At 60.2% G+C, this 13660-nt stretch carries 11 protein-coding genes; 9 read left to right on the top strand and 2 right to left on the bottom strand.

Annotation, left to right across the window (positions count from 1 at the left end; translation table 11 throughout):
* The first annotated feature begins 1 nt into the window (after position 1).
* On the top strand, positions 2-1267 hold the full coding sequence (locus tag ACWPW0_RS03950; protein ID WP_454254491.1) for an OmpP1/FadL family transporter: 1266 nt from the start codon (positions 2-4) through the stop codon (positions 1265-1267).
* A gap of 207 nt (positions 1268-1474) precedes the next feature.
* Complete coding sequence (locus ACWPW0_RS03955) at positions 1475-5494, top strand: autotransporter domain-containing protein (RefSeq protein WP_454254492.1); 4020 nt, start codon at positions 1475-1477, stop codon at positions 5492-5494.
* 113 nt (positions 5495-5607) lie between these two features.
* Here ACWPW0_RS03955 and ACWPW0_RS03960 read toward each other — a convergent pair whose 3' ends face one another.
* On the bottom strand, positions 5608-6576 hold the full coding sequence (locus ACWPW0_RS03960; RefSeq protein WP_454254493.1) for a polyprenyl synthetase family protein: 969 nt from the start codon (positions 6574-6576) through the stop codon (positions 5608-5610).
* Between the two features lie 318 nt (positions 6577-6894).
* Here ACWPW0_RS03960 and rplU point away from each other — a divergent pair, with 318 nt between their 5' ends.
* The 5 genes from rplU to ACWPW0_RS03985 all read left to right on the top strand — a co-directional run bounded on the left by rplU (position 6895) and on the right by ACWPW0_RS03985 (position 10501).
* Complete coding sequence (gene rplU / locus ACWPW0_RS03965) at positions 6895-7206, top strand: 50S ribosomal protein L21 (RefSeq protein WP_447589212.1); 312 nt, start codon at positions 6895-6897, stop codon at positions 7204-7206.
* A 38-nt stretch (positions 7207-7244) separates the two neighbouring features.
* A complete protein-coding gene (gene rpmA / locus ACWPW0_RS03970; RefSeq protein WP_447589214.1) occupies positions 7245-7502 on the top strand; it encodes a 50S ribosomal protein L27 in 258 nt (85 codons plus the stop codon).
* Between the two features lie 104 nt (positions 7503-7606).
* Positions 7607-8830 carry an Obg family GTPase CgtA gene (gene cgtA / locus ACWPW0_RS03975; RefSeq protein WP_447589216.1) on the top strand — a complete coding sequence of 408 codons (1224 nt, stop codon included), beginning with the start codon at positions 7607-7609 and terminating at the stop codon, positions 8828-8830.
* Positions 8831-8908: 78 nt separating this feature from the next.
* Positions 8909-10027 carry a glutamate 5-kinase gene (proB, locus tag ACWPW0_RS03980; protein ID WP_447589218.1) on the top strand — a complete coding sequence of 373 codons (1119 nt, stop codon included), beginning with the start codon at positions 8909-8911 and terminating at the stop codon, positions 10025-10027.
* Positions 10028-10039: 12 nt separating this feature from the next.
* Positions 10040-10501, top strand: a complete 462-nt coding sequence (locus ACWPW0_RS03985; protein ID WP_454254494.1) for a CreA family protein — start codon at positions 10040-10042, stop codon at positions 10499-10501.
* Between the two features lie 107 nt (positions 10502-10608).
* On the opposite strand, the gene rpsT is transcribed toward ACWPW0_RS03985, so the two are convergent.
* Positions 10609-10881 (bottom strand): 30S ribosomal protein S20, encoded by a 273-nt coding sequence (gene rpsT, locus ACWPW0_RS03990; protein ID WP_447589221.1) that lies wholly within the window; start codon positions 10879-10881, stop codon positions 10609-10611.
* A 195-nt stretch (positions 10882-11076) separates the two neighbouring features.
* Between rpsT and murJ the strand changes: the two genes are divergently transcribed.
* On the top strand, positions 11077-12621 hold the full coding sequence (murJ, locus tag ACWPW0_RS03995; RefSeq protein ID WP_447589223.1) for a murein biosynthesis integral membrane protein MurJ: 1545 nt from the start codon (positions 11077-11079) through the stop codon (positions 12619-12621).
* A gap of 81 nt (positions 12622-12702) precedes the next feature.
* Positions 12703-13641 carry a bifunctional riboflavin kinase/FAD synthetase gene (ribF, locus tag ACWPW0_RS04000; protein ID WP_447589225.1) on the top strand — a complete coding sequence of 313 codons (939 nt, stop codon included), beginning with the start codon at positions 12703-12705 and terminating at the stop codon, positions 13639-13641.
* The last annotated feature ends 19 nt before the right edge of the window (positions 13642-13660 follow it).

A 13660-nucleotide genomic window follows, 5' to 3' on the forward strand; every position in this document is an offset into this window, starting at 1 on the left:
AATGAAATCCAAAGCACTATTCGCTTCGCTGGTCGCGTTGGGCGGCGCTATCAGCACTCAGGCAGGCGCCACCAATGGCTACTTCGTGCATGGCTATGGCATCAAGGCACAGGGTCAGGCTGGCGTGAGCATTGCCCAGCCGCAGGACGCCCTGGCGGCTGCGAACAACCCAGCAGGCACTGTCTGGATCGGTGACCGATTGGACATCGGCGCCACGCTGTTCTCCCCCGACCGCAGTGCCGAGATCGAAGGCAATGGCGCGGGAGCCAATGGCAAATACGATGGCAACGAGAAGAAGTATTTCCTGCTGCCGGAAATCGGTTACAGCAAGCAGCTGAATGATCGCTTAGGCGTTGGCATCTCCGTGTACGGCAACGGCGGCATGAACACTGACTACAAGGAAAACCCCTACAGCGCATTCGGTAGCACCGGTAGCGCCGGGGTCGACTTGGCTCAACTGTTCATCACCCCGTCGATTGCCTACAAGTTCACCGAGCGTCAGTCCATCGGAGTGGGTGTGAACTTCGTTTATCAACGTTTTGCCGCCAAGGGCCTTAGCGCCTTTGCCAACCCGTTCTTTTCCAGTGATGCCGACAACCTCAATGAGCGGGATCATGAAACGTCTACCGGTTGGGGGCTACGCCTCGGTTGGCAGGGGCAATTGACCGACGATCTGACGCTGGGTCTGGCTTGGTCCTCGAAGATCAAAGCCAAGGAGTTTGACCGTTATGCCGGTCTGTTCGCCGACGGTGGCAGCTTCGACATCCCGGAAAACTATGGCGTGGGCCTGTCGTACAAGGTGACGCCGGCACTGACCGTGGCAGCTGATGTGCAAGAGATCAAGTACGGTAGCGTGCGTTCGATCGCCAACGAGTTCGATGTTAATGCGGTGTTTGCCGGCGACAACTTTGGTTCGAAGAACGGTCCTGGTTTCGGTTGGCAGGATGTCACCGTGTACAAACTGGCCGTCAGCTACGCACTGAGCCCGGAGCTGACCTTGCGTGGCGGTTTCAGCCATGCTGATCAGCCCGTGCAGCGGGACCAGACGTTCCTCAACATTCTTGCGCCGGGTGTGATTCGTGATCACCTCAGTGTTGGCCTTACCTGGGCCCCGACACCGGATGGCGAACTGAGCCTGGCTTATACCCATGGCTTCGAGGAAACCGTCAAAGGCAATGGCTCCATCCCGGCGGCGTTCGGAGGTGGTGAGGCCAATCTGAAGATGAGCCAGGACATTCTCGGGGTCGCTTACGCCTGGAAATTCTGATCGCTCGCTACCTCGCTCGTGCATGACGTGTCTGCGCATGCACGGGATGTGGCATCCGAGCCACTGATCTGACACTCCCACTCTTTCATTGACGAGCTAGCCGCCGCGCAGCCTGCCATCGACCCACATTCGGTTGATGCAGTTGCTTGCGGCCTGGCGTAGCCGTTTCCGCCCGTATTGCCGGCGGTACGAATCGAGGAATACCCGATGAACAGGATTTACCGAACCGTCTGGAATCGTACGCTCGGCGTTACGCAGGTGGTTTCTGAGCAAGCGCGTGGCGTCAGCAAGGCTGGTGGTCGACAAGCAGTGATTGGTCTGGGGTTGACGGCAGTGTTGGCCTCGCCTCTGGCGCAGGCGCTGCCTGAGAACGGCAGTGCCGATAGCCTGGCTGGTACCACGGCTATCTCAATTGATGCGGCAGAGGACTGGAGTCTTTCCGGTGCTTGGGCCAGTAGCGCGGCACGCAGCGTCGAAGTCGGTGCGGATGGTTCGTTGAAACTGAGTGGCGTGCTCAGTGGCGCAGGCACCTTGACCAAGACGGGTAGCGGAAGCCTGACGTTATCGGGCACTAACACCTATACAGGTAACACGACGGTATCCGGTGGCACCCTGGTCGTTGCGAGTGACAGAGCCTTTGGTGTCGGCAGCACCAGCAGGTCCGTGACCGTCAACGGAGCCAATTCGCGGCTGGAAGTGAATCAGGGTGTGACACTGACCAACCAGATACTGGACCTGAAAAACGGTGCGACGCTGGTCAATTACGGCAGCATTGACAGCACCCTGACCTCGACGAACTCCTATGGTGTCGGCAGTACCAGCGCCCAAGGCAGTGTCGAGAATTATGGGAAAATTCAAGGAACCAAGGCCGGTGTTGGCCTGACGGGGAACAATACATTCAAGGAGCTCTCTGTCAGCAACTCGGGAGAACTGGCCACAATCAGTGCCAAGGCGACCTCGGGCAGTACCGGTAACGGTATCAGCCTGACGGGTGGTTCAGCTGCGTTGCAGATCACCGGGCGGGTGGCCAACAGCGATGGCGCGAAGATTACGGGTAATACCGGCGGTTACGGTATTCAGGCCACCGACTATGTCACTACCCATGTCACCAATAGCAGCGGCGCCAGCATCGCTGGCGGTACGGCGGCAGTGAGCCTGGGTGGACGCAACAGCAGTGTAAGTAACACTTCGGGTGCCAAGGTCAGCAGCACGGGCAGTTATGCCATCGAGTTAAAAGGTGGCGGTACTGTCGAGAACGACGGTGTGGGCAGTGACATCTTTACGCAGGGTGGGGCTGGTGCCGGTACGGCAGTGAGTATCACCGGCTATGGCGGGGAGGTTGTCAACCAGAATGGTGCGCTGATCAAGGGTGGAATGGTTTCCGGCACAGGCGTGAATTTGCTTGCCGGTAGCGTCAAGAATCTTGCCGGTTCGACCATTGAAAGTGGTGGCACGGCGGTGCGTATCAATAACACCACCACCAAGGCGACAGTGATCAATGAGCAAAGTCGTATTGCCTCTTCGGCATCTGCGGCGATTTCCATTAATGCAGATGGTCGGGTGGAGAACACCGATGGGGTGATTCAGGGCTGGACGCGTGGGGTGGCACTCGGGGCAGGTGGTTCGGTATCCAACAGCGGTAGCTCCAGCACCATCAGTGCGTTGCGCAATGACCGGTTGGAGCCGCCGAATGCAGCTTTCGGTGATCCGATCCAGGTGATTGCTGTCAGTGTCAGGGGTGGTTCCGGCGCGGTGGAGAACCTGGATGGTGCCTCCATCTACGGTTATACCCGAGGCGTCTGGTTGGAGAAGGGCGGTAGCGTGCTCAACGCCGGAGCAGGCAGTCGCATCGAGGGCGAGCGCAACTTCGGTGTGGTCATTAGTGGTGGCAAGGCGCAGCTGGAAAATATCGATGGGGCGGTGATTACCGGAGGTGTGGCTGGCAGCTCAACCAATGGTTCCAGTGCCGTGGTGGCGTTTGGTGCGGGTGGTGATCTGCTTAACCAGGGGCAAGGCAGTGCCATTAATGGCGGTGCCGACTTTGGTGTACTGATCCAGTGCAGTTCGGGCTGCAACTCCAGCAACCTGTACAACCTCGATGGGGCGCTGATTTCCGGTGGGGTGTATGGCGTCTTCCTGACCACCGACGTGCCCCAATATAGCCTGCCCAACGGCAAGACCAGTACCTTGAACCCGGATGGTGCGAACTACGAGCTAAAACTGGTCAACAGTGGTGTGGGCAGCCTGATCGCTTCGAAGTACGGGGTCTACACGTCCTCCAGTCAGGCCACTGTCTATAACCTGGATGGTGCGCGTATCGAGGGTACGGTTCAGGGGGTGAATCTGGCCGGTGGCGGCTTGGTGGTCAATGACCGCACCAGCAGCATCGTAGGTGGCAGCGAGGGTGCTGTGCTGTCTTCCGGGGAGGCCATTACGTTGCATAACGAAGGCAGCATTACCGGGAAAATTGACCTGTCCGGGAGTTATGCCAACACGGTGCACCTGTATGAGGGTTCGACGCTTCTCGGTGACCTGAGTATTGGTAACAATGCTGGTTCGAAATTGATCTTGAGTGGTGAGGGCAGCCAACTGTATTCCGATGCAGTGAGCGGCAGCACGTCCTTCAATGGCTCTCTGATCAAGCAGGGCGGTGGCCTCTGGAACCTCAATAGCAATATCGCTCATCACGGCGCTACGTTGGTCGAAGAAGGCATCTTGGCGGTCAATGGCTCTATCGCCAACTCTGCGGTAACTGTACGCAGTGGTGCCACGCTTGGTGGTAATGGCTCTGTCGGGGCAACCCGGATCGAGTCTGGCGGTACGCTCGCGCCGGGCAATTCGATCGGTGTGCTGACGGTGAATGGTGATTTGACGCTGAAGCCAGGCGCGACCTTCAGTGTGGAGGTAGATGCCCAGGGTAATGCCGATCAGGTCATCGTTACGGGCGGGACCGCATACCTGAATGGTAGCAACCTGCAGCTCTCGTTGATCTCACCCAATGCCAACTACCGGGCCGGCGTGCAAAACACCATTCTCAGTGCGGATGCCATTGATGGCACCTTCGACTCTGTTCTGGGCAACCCCTTCGCCTTTCTGGACTTCTCGCTGAACTATTCCGGTAACAGTGTGGTGCAGGCGATTACTCGGAATAATGTTCAGTTCGCGGACCTGGGGCAGACCCGCAACCAGAGAGCTACTGCTGCAGCGCTGGATAGCCTGGGTAATGTGGCTCTGTACAACCGCGTCTCTACCCTGACCGCCGAACAGGCGCCGGCTGCCTTTGATGGTTTGTCCGGTGAGCTGCATGCCAGCCTGGCCACGGCCTTGCTGGAGGAAAGCCATGTGGTACGCGATGCCAGCTTGCAGCGTCAGTCCGGTGAGCGTGTGGCTCAACAGCGTTTCGCGAATGGTTTGGCGCTGTGGGCGCAGGTGTCGAACGAGCATGGTCGTGTTGAGGGGGACAGCAATGCGGCGAACCTGTCGCGAGAGCTGAACAGCCTGGTGCTCGGTGTAGATGGTCAAGCTGGCGATTGGACAGTAGGCGCACTGGCTGGCACGGGTGATGGTTCGCTGGATGTGGGGCGACGTGATTCCTCGGCAGACTTGAGCAGCTATTACCTGGGGGGGTATGCGAGCCGCAGCCTGGGCGCGTTGAATGTACGCCTGGGTGCGAGTTATGCCTGGTATGACATCGATACCAAACGCGATGCCCGGATCGGTGATGAGAGCGAGCGTCTGAAGGCCAGCTACGACGCGCAAGTTACTCAGGCCTTTGGTGAGGTTGGCTATGCCATTCGTCATGACGATACGCGCCTGGAGCCCTTTGTCGGTCTCACCCAAGTGCAGGTTAAAACTGACAGCTTCAATGAAAAGGGCGGCGATGCACGCCTGCACGGCAAAGGTGCCAGTCGTGACCTGACGTTGTTCAGTGCGGGTGTACGGGCGCAGCAGCGTCTGGGGTTGGCGGGTTTGCCGGTGGAACTGTCGACGCGTCTCGCCTGGCAACGTGCCGCAGGGCAGACCGATGGCACCGGTACTCTGGTCTTTGAGGGTAGTGACGCCTTCAAGGTCGCGGGTGTCGATGTGTCGCGCGATGTGTTTCAGGCTTCGTTGCAAGGCGCTGTCGAGTTGTCGCCGGGGCTGCGGGTTGGGCTTGGCTACAACGGACAACTGGGCGGCGATAGCAAGTCCAATGCCGTGCAGGCCAATCTCAATTTCAGCTTCTGAGTCTCAGGGGCGGGTGCTCTATGAATGCAGGGCACCTTCATGACCCTGTCGCGGTGTCATGGTCACCAATAAAAAGCCCGTCATGCGACGGGCTTTTTGTATTGCACGGTTATTCAGTGGGTGCGAGCGACGGCGAAGCGGCACAGTTCGATCAGTGCCGTGCGGTATTCGTTGTCCGGCAGTACGTCCAGGCTGGCGATGGCCAGGTCGGCATGTTCGCGCGCCAGACGGGCGGTATAGGCCAGGGCGCCGGAGCTTTCCACTGCCAGGCGGATGCTTTCCAGGTCCTCGATGCCGCCCTTCTGGATGGCGGTGCGGACCAGGCCGGCCTGTTCAGTCGTGCCTTCGCGCATGGTGTAGATCAGCGGCAGGGTGGGCTTGCCTTCTGCCAGGTCATCACCGACGTTTTTGCCCAGAGTCGCTGCATCACCCTGGTAGTCGAGCAGGTCGTCGACTAACTGGAAGGCGATGCCCAGGTGGTCGCCGAAACGGCTGAGGGCCTCGCTCTGCTCGGGCGTCGCGCCGGCAAGGGCCGCGGCGCTGTGGGTGGAGGCTTCGAAGAGCATGGCGGTCTTGCCGCGAATGACCTCCATGTAGGTTTCTTCGCTGGTGCTTGCGTCGCGTACTTTCGACAGTTGCAGCACTTCGCCTTCGGCGATCACGCGGGTGGCGTGCGAAAGGATCTTCATTACCGGCATGCAGCCCAGCTCGACCATCATTTCGAAGGAGCGCGAATAAAGGAAGTCGCCAACCAGCACGCTGGGGGCGTTGCCCCATTGAGCATTGGCCGTGGCGCGGCCGCGACGCATGCCGGACATGTCGACGACATCGTCATGCAGCAGGGTGGCCGTGTGCAGGAATTCGATGGTGGCGGCGAGCAGGCGCAGGTCGTCGGCCTGGTAGCCCAGGGTCTTGCCGCTGAGCAGAACCAGCAACGGGCGCAGGCGCTTGCCGCCGGCAGAGATAATGTAGTCGCCGATCTTTTCCACCAGGGGCACGCGGGATACCAGTTGGCGGCGAATGATGCCGTCGACGGCGGCGAAGTCGTCCGCCACCACGCTGTAGAAGGCCTGGGGTTGCATCGTTGACGGTGGCTCCTGAAGGGCTGGTGCTGCTCCGTTTCTCTGTCGAGAATGCGAAGCCAGCAGGGCCGCGGCGGCTGGGCCGTGGCTCGTGCAGATTGCGCGGCATGCTAGGGGGCAGGGTGGGGGCTGTCAAGGCGAGTGCTGGCGGGGCTTGCCTCGTGATTGCGCTTTCCGTACAATCGCGGCCCCTAACTTCTTTGGGCACTCCCTGCCTTACGCAATTGCACGGGCGCCAGTCCAGGTCCCATGCAGCCATGCCGGCCAATTACTCTTCCTATAAAGAGTCGGGTGAGCAGGTTTAACGGAGAGATATCCATGTACGCTGTAATCGTTACCGGTGGCAAGCAATACAAAGTCGCCGAAGGTGAATTCCTCAAGGTCGAGAAGCTGGAAGTCGCCACAGGCGAATCCATCACGTTCGATCGCGTTCTGCTGGTTGGCAATGGCGACGACGTTCAGATCGGCGCTCCGGTTGTTGCTGGTGCCAAGGTCGTCGCTGAAGTGGTCGCTCAAGGCCGTCACGACAAAGTGACCATCATCAAGTTCCGTCGCCGCAAGCACCACATGAAGCGTCAGGGCCACCGTCAGTGGTTCACTGAAATCAAGATCACTGGTATCCAGGCCTGATTCGTCAGCCCTAGATCCCTTTTTGGAGGATATGACTCATGGCACACAAGAAAGCTGGCGGTTCTACCCGCAACGGTCGCGACTCAGAAGCTAAACGCCTTGGCGTGAAGATGTATGGCGGCCAGGTCATCAAGGCCGGCAACATCATCGTGCGTCAGCGCGGCACCCAGTTCCACGCTGGCTACGGCGTTGGCATGGGCAAAGATCACACTCTGTTCGCTAAAGTCGACGGCGTGATCAAGTTCCAGGTCAAGGGCGCCTTCGGTCGTCGTTACGTGAGCGTTGTGGCTGCCTAAGTCCGCGCTTGCTGAAAAAGCCCTGTCTCGCGACGGGGCTTTTTTGTTTCTGTACCCTGTATTCATTGTTTCACTAGCCCGTCCCGTGGCGGGAGGCGTACCCCATGAAATTCGTCGACGAAGTTTCGATATTTGTAAAAGCCGGTGACGGCGGTAACGGCATGATGAGTTTTCGCCGCGAGAAGTTCATCGAGAAGGGTGGCCCCAACGGCGGCGATGGCGGTGACGGTGGCTCCATTTATATGGAAGCCGATCCGAACCTGAATACCCTGGTCGATTACCGCTACACCCGTCGTTTCAATGCGCAGAATGGCGAGAAGGGTGGCAGTACGGAGTGTACGGGTGCCAAGGGTGATGACCTGATCCTGCCGGTGCCGATTGGCACTACGGTGATCGATGCCTCCACTCAGGAAGTCATTGGTGATCTGACCAGGGCGGGGCAGCGTCTTCTGGTGGCTCATGGCGGCTGGCACGGTCTGGGCAATACTCGCTTCAAGTCCAGTACCAACCGTGCACCGCGCCAGACCACGCCGGGTAAGCCGGGTGAGGCGCGTGACCTGAAGCTGGAGTTGAAGGTGCTGGCCGACGTCGGCCTGCTGGGCTTGCCGAATGCGGGCAAGAGTACCTTCATTCGCTCGGTCTCGGCGGCGAAGCCGAAGGTGGCGGATTATCCCTTTACCACGCTGGTGCCGAACCTGGGTGTGGTCAGTGTGGGGCGCTACAAGAGCTTCGTCATTGCCGATATTCCGGGGTTGATCGAGGGGGCTTCCGAAGGTGCGGGTCTTGGTATCCGCTTCCTCAAGCATTTGGCGCGCACGCGCCTGCTTCTGCATCTGGTCGATCTGGCGCCGCTGGATGAGAGTGATCCGGGTGAAGCGGCTGCGGTGATCATTCATGAGCTGGAGAAGTTCAGTCCGGCTCTGGCGGAGCGTGACCGCTGGCTGGTGCTGAACAAGGCGGATCAGCTTCTCGATGAAGAGCGTGACGAGCGTGTGCAGGCAGTGGTCGAGCATCTGGATTGGCAGGGGCCGGTTTTCGTTATCTCCGCGCTGGAAAGCGAGGGTACCGAGGCGCTGTCGCAGGCGATCATGCGCTACCTCGATGAGCGCGCTGTGCGTATCGAGGAAGAGCCGGATTATGCCGAGGCATTGGTGGAGCTTGATCAGCGCATTGAAGATGAGGCGCGTGCACGCTTGCAGGCGCTGGATGACCAGCGTGCCTTGCGCCGCTCTGGTCTGAGGAGTGTCGATGAGGTCGGTGACGACGACTTCGATGATGATTTCGAGGATGACGATGATGGTCCGGAGATCATCTACGTTCGCGATTGAGGTATCGTACAGCGCCGCTTGATAGCGGCGTTGTGCTGATTGCAGGCACGTTATGGCTCTCTGGTTGGGGTTGGAAGAATGCGGGACAAGGTGACGGGTGCGCAGCGCTGGGTGGTGAAGATTGGCAGTGCATTGCTGACGGCTGATGGTCGTGGGCTGGATCGCTCAGCCATGGCGGTGTGGGTCGAGCAGATGGTGGCGCTGCGTGAGGCGGGTGTGGAGCTGGTGCTGGTGTCGTCCGGCGCGGTGGCGGCGGGTATGAGTCGTCTGGGCTGGTCGGCGCGTCCGAGTGCCATTCATGAGTTGCAGGCGGCGGCGGCGGTCGGGCAGATGGGCTTGGTGCAGGCCTGGGAGTCGAGCTTCGCCGAGCACGGCAAGCATACCGCGCAGGTGCTGCTGACCCATGATGATCTGTCGGATCGCAAGCGCTACCTGAATGCGCGCAGCACCCTGCGTACGCTGGTCGAGTTGGGTGCTATCCCGGTCATCAATGAAAACGACACGGTGGTGACCGACGAAATCCGCTTCGGTGACAACGACACGCTGGCGGCGCTGGTGGCCAACCTGGTCGAGGCGGACCTATTGGTGATCCTGACGGATCGCGATGGCATGTTCGATGCCGACCCCCGGCACAATCCCGATGCACAGCTGATTTTCGAGGCGCGTGCCGATGATCCTGCGCTGGATGCGGTGGCGGGCGGAACCGGTGGTGCGCTGGGGCGTGGCGGGATGCAGACCAAGTTGCGCGCGGCGCGTCTGGCGGCGCGTTCGGGTGCCTACACGGTCATCGTCGGTGGGCGTATCGAGCGCGTGCTCGATCGGCTAAAGGCGGGCGAGCGCCTCGGTACGCTGCTGGCGCCCGAGCGGGGTCTATTGGCGGCGCGTAAGCAGTGGTTGGCGGGGCATCTGCAGACGCGTGGTACGTTGGTGCTGGACGCCGGTGCGGTGAAGGCCCTGTTGCAGGGCCGCAAGAGCCTGTTGCCGGTTGGCGTGCGCGAGGTGCAAGGCAGTTTTCGGCGCGGTGAGATGGTGGTTTGTGTTGGGCCGGACGGGCGGGAGATCGCGCGTGGCTTGGCCAACTACAGTGCTTTGGAGGCGCAGAAGATTGTCGGTCAGTCCTCCGACGCCATCGAGAAGCTGTTGGGCTATGTCGACGAGCCGGAGTTGGTGCATCGGGATAACCTGATCCTGGTTTGAGGAGTGTGCGTAATGCGTATTGCGAAGGGATTGTTGGCTGCTTGCCTGGTGCTGCCGCTGGTGGCGGCTGCTGAGGAAGTTGGTGAGGTCTCCACGGTATTCAAGTGGATGGGGCCGAACGACAAGATTGTCGTGGAGGCCTTCGATGACCCCAAGGTCGAAGGGGTTACCTGTTATCTATCGCGGGCCAAGACAGGGGGTATCAAGGGTGGTCTGGGATTGGCGGAAGATCGTGCCGAGGCATCGCTTGCCTGTCGTCAGGTAGGTCCCATCCGCTTCACGGGTGCGCTCAAGGCTGGTGAGGAGGTATTCAAGGAGCGCACATCGCTGGTGTTCAAGACCATGCAGGTAGTGCGTTTCTTCGATGAGAAGCGCAACACCCTGGTGTACCTGGTTTACAGCGATCGGGTCATCGAGGGTAGTCCGCAAAATGCGGTCACGGCCATACCGATCCTGCCGTGGGCGGTGCAGTAGTCATAGGGCTGTATCGCGGGGTGCGGTCCGCTCCCGTGATACGCAGTTGCAGGAATCTCGGGCAATAAAAAACCGGCCATTGGCCGGTTTTTCATGAGGGGTGCAGATCAGGCGGCGGTAGCCAGAGCCTTGATGTGACCGTTCAGGCGGCTCTTGTGACGAGCGGCTTTGTTCTTGTGGATGATGCCTTTATCGGCCATACGGTCGATTACCGGCACAGCCAGAACGTAGGCGTTCTGAGCTTTTTCCAGGTCTTTGGCGTCGATAGCCTTGACCACGTTCTTGATGTAGGTACGAACCATCGAGCGCAGGCTGGCATTGTGGCTACGACGCTTCTCAGCCTGTTTTGCGCGTTTTTTGGCAGAAGGTGTATTGGCCACCGTCAAGCTCCTCGAAAAAAATCTGGGGGGATAGCAACAAATAAGGCCGCGAATCATGCCGAGCCAAAGCGCAGCTGTCAAGTGTATTGGCAATTCCGCCTGCTGGTCTGACCAGTGACGGCCCGCTACACTCGACGCCTTCGCGCGGCGGTGGATTGTCCACTGTTGTGCCCGTTTGCGGAAGTCGAATGATTCATGAATCTGCTTAAGTCGCTGGCTGCGGTCAGTTCGCTGACCATGCTATCCCGGGTGCTGGGCTTTGTCCGCGATACGCTCATCGCCCGCTTCTTTGGTGCCGGGGTGGCGTCGGATGCCTGGGTCGTGGCCTTCAAGCTGCCCAACCTGCTGCGGCGGATCTTTGCCGAGGGGGCTTTTTCCCAAGCGTTCGTGCCGATTCTGGCGGAGTACAAGTCGCAGCAGGGGGAGGAGGCGACGCGTACTTTCGTGGCTTACGTATCCGGTCTTCTGACACTGGTTCTCGCGCTGGTGACACTGCTTGGCATCCTGGCCGCGCCATGGATCGTCTGGATTTCCGCTCCGGGATTCGCTGATGAAGCGGATCGCTTCTCGCTGACCACCGACCTGTTGCGGCTGACCTTTCCTTATATATTGCTGATCTCGCTGTCCTCGTTGGCTGGCGCGGTGCTCAACACATGGAACCGTTTTTCGGTACCGGCGTTCGTGCCGACCCTGCTCAACGTCAGCATGATTGTCTTCGTGCTGTTTCTGACGCCGTATTTCGATCCACCGATCATGGCGCTGGGTTGGGCGGTCCTGGTCGGCGGGCTGTTGCAGCTGCTCTACCAGCTGCCGCACCTGAAAAAGATCGGCATGCTCGTGTTGCCGCGCCTGAGCTTGCGCGATACGGGGGTGTGGCGGGTGGTCAAGCTGATGGGGCCGGCAATCTTCGGGGTTTCGGTCAGCCAGATCTCGCTGATCATCAACACCGTGTTCGCGTCTTTCCTGGTCGCCGGCTCGGTGTCGTGGATGTATTACGCCGATCGCCTCATGGAGTTGCCATCCGGGGTGCTGGGCGTGGCGCTGGGGACCATCCTGCTACCGGCGCTGTCGAAAACCTATGCCAGCGCCAATCGCGAAGAGTATTCGCGCCTGCTCGATTGGGGGCTGCGCCTCTGTTTCCTGCTGGTGCTACCGAGCGCGGTGGCACTGGCGGTGTTGGCCGAACCGCTGACGGTGTCGCTGTTTCAGTACGGCAAGTTCACCAGTCATGACGCGGCGATGACGCAGCTTGCGTTGATCGCCTACTCGGTGGGGTTGCTCGGCATCATTCTGGTGAAAATCCTGGCACCGGGCTTTTATGCCCAGCAGAACATCCGCACGCCTGTGCGAATCGCCGTGATCAGTCTGCTGGCAACTCAGGTGATGAACGTGCTGTTCGTCTTCGTGATTCCGTTGGCGCACGCCGGGCTGGCCTTGTCCATCGGGCTAGCGGCCTGTCTGAATGCGGGCTTGTTGTATTGGCAACTGCGCAAGGGTGGGTTGTTCCGACCGCAGCCGGGGTGGTGGGTGTTCCTCGTCAAGCTGTGCCTGGCGGTGGGCGTGATGACGGCCTTGCTGCTGCTGGCCATGTATTTCATGCCGGCATGGAGTGAGGGCGACATGTGGCTGCGCTTGCTACGGCTGGGGGCGCTGGTTGCATTGGGGCTGGTGGGGTATTTCGCCACACTGCTGCTGCTGGGCTTTCGGGTTCGTGACTTCGGGCGCCGAGCGATCAGTTGAGCAGCGGCAAGGCCAATAGCTGCCTGTTGTCTGCTGCCAGCTGTGCGTATAATCGACCACTTTGTAAGCAAGAAGCGCGCTATGCAGCTGGTCCGAGGTCTCCACAATCTGCTACCCCTCACCCAGGGATGCGTTGCCACCATCGGTAACTTCGATGGCGTACACCGTGGGCATCAAGCCATCCTGGCGCGTTTGCGTGAGCGGGCCATTGAGCTGGGTGTGCCCAGTTGCGTGGTGATTTTCGAGCCGCAACCACGCGAGTTCTTCGGCCCGGATACCGCGCCGGCGCGCCTGACCCGCTTGCGCGAGAAGCTCGAACTGCTGGCCGAACAGGGCGTCGACCGGGTCTTGTGCCTGGCATTCAACCGCCGCTTGCGCGAGTTGTCCGCAGCCGAGTTCGTGCGTCAGGTGCTGGTTGAAGGGCTGCATGTGAAGCATCTTGAGGTTGGGGACGACTTCCGCTTTGGCTGTGATCGTTCCGGTGACTTCGATTTTCTGGTGCAGGCCGGTGCCGAGCAGGGATTTAGCGTCGAGGCGGCGATGACCGTCGAGCTCGACGGTGACCGGGTCAGCAGCACGCGGGTGCGACAGGCGCTGCAGGCGGGTGAGCTGGAGTTGGCCGAGCGTCTGCTCGGGCGTCCCTTCGCTCTGGCCGGGCGGGTGTTGCATGGACAGAAGCTGGCGCGACAGCTCGGTTCGCCGACGGCTAATGTGCAGCTCAAACGCCGCCAACCGCCGCTGCGAGGCGTGTACCTGGTCAGTGTGCTGGTCGATGGCCAGCGTTATCACGGGGTCGCCAATATTGGCATGCGGCCCACGGTGGCGGGCGATGGACGGCCCCACCTGGAAGTGCATCTGCTGGAATTCGCCGGCGACCTGTATGGCCGGCGCCTGACGGTGGTTTTCCACCACAAGCTGCGCGATGAGCAGCGCTTCGCCTCTCTGGAGGCACTGAAGACAGCGATAAATGCGGATGTCGCTGCCGCCCGGGCCTATTGGCTTGGCCAACCGCTTGACTGAATGAAGCCCAAGAGCCTGA

The sequence above is a fragment of the Pseudomonas sp. Marseille-Q8238 genome, from assembly GCF_965111915.1.

Bases quoted from the DNA above. Each gene is read 5' to 3' on its own strand.
- ACWPW0_RS03950 (WP_454254491.1), top strand. From the start codon at position 2: ATGAAATCCAAAGCACTATTCGCTTCGCTGGTCGCGTTGGGCGGCGCT.
- ACWPW0_RS03955 (WP_454254492.1), top strand. From the start codon at position 1,475: ATGAACAGGATTTACCGAACCGTCTGGAATCGTACGCTCGGCGTTACG.
- ACWPW0_RS03960 (WP_454254493.1), bottom strand. From the start codon at position 6,576: ATGCAACCCCAGGCCTTCTACAGCGTGGTGGCGGACGACTTCGCCGCC.
- rplU (WP_447589212.1), top strand. From the start codon at position 6,895: ATGTACGCTGTAATCGTTACCGGTGGCAAGCAATACAAAGTCGCCGAA.
- rpmA (WP_447589214.1), top strand. From the start codon at position 7,245: ATGGCACACAAGAAAGCTGGCGGTTCTACCCGCAACGGTCGCGACTCA.
- cgtA (WP_447589216.1), top strand. From the start codon at position 7,607: ATGAAATTCGTCGACGAAGTTTCGATATTTGTAAAAGCCGGTGACGGC.
- proB (WP_447589218.1), top strand. From the start codon at position 8,909: ATGCGGGACAAGGTGACGGGTGCGCAGCGCTGGGTGGTGAAGATTGGC.
- ACWPW0_RS03985 (WP_454254494.1), top strand. From the start codon at position 10,040: ATGCGTATTGCGAAGGGATTGTTGGCTGCTTGCCTGGTGCTGCCGCTG.
- murJ (WP_447589223.1), top strand. From the start codon at position 11,077: ATGAATCTGCTTAAGTCGCTGGCTGCGGTCAGTTCGCTGACCATGCTA.
- ribF (WP_447589225.1), top strand. From the start codon at position 12,703: ATGCAGCTGGTCCGAGGTCTCCACAATCTGCTACCCCTCACCCAGGGA.